Here is a 752-nt window from a genome sequence, read left to right on the forward strand (position 1 = left end):
GTGTTATTTGTCAAACATATACAAATTGGGAATTAATTATAATAGATGATGGAAGCACAGATAATACTCGGGAAGTAGTGGGAGATTTTTTGATAGATAAAAGAATTAAATACATTTATCAAGAAAATGCAGGGGTTTCAGCGGCAAGGAATCATGGTGTAAAAAATTCGATTGGTAAATATTTGTGTTTCTTAGATAGTGATGATTGGGTTAAAGAGTCTTGGCTGGAGGATTTTATGTGGAGCCTAAAACAAGAAACTGATGAATTGGTGATTCTAAGCGGATATGTTAAGAGATTGTCAAAAGGTTTGTCTATCATAAACTTACCAGATGAAAAGAGTTATATCCCGAAATTATCTGGTACATTTTTGGTTTCTAGGAAAATATTTGACTGTGTAGGAGGTTATGATGTTAATTTAAAATTTGGGGAAAATACTGAACTATTTTTTAGAATAGATAGAATAAGTAAATTAAAACACATCATTATTTATAAAGCAAATTTGATATACAATCAATCAAATGATGGTGGAAGTCGGTCTTTAGACGGAACGATTGAATCACTAAAATTTATTTTAAACAAGCATGGTAGCCATTTAGGTAAACATGTTTGTTTTTTATATTATCAAATTTTAGGAGTGAATTTGTTAAAAAAAGGACAAATAAAAGATGCAAGGTATTATTTAAAAAGAGGTGTTATATGTAAACCATGGAATCTAAAAGCTTATGGGCGTCTTTTAATTTCAATTTTACCA

General features: G+C 29.5%; 1 protein-coding gene. It reads left to right on the forward strand.

Annotated elements, in window-relative coordinates; all coding sequences use genetic code 11:
* Positions 1-752 (forward strand): glycosyltransferase family A protein (locus ACYVAA_RS22985; RefSeq protein ID WP_460546442.1); only part of this gene is annotated, 752 nt, incomplete at both ends.

The organism is Echinicola sediminis (genome assembly GCF_054777495.1).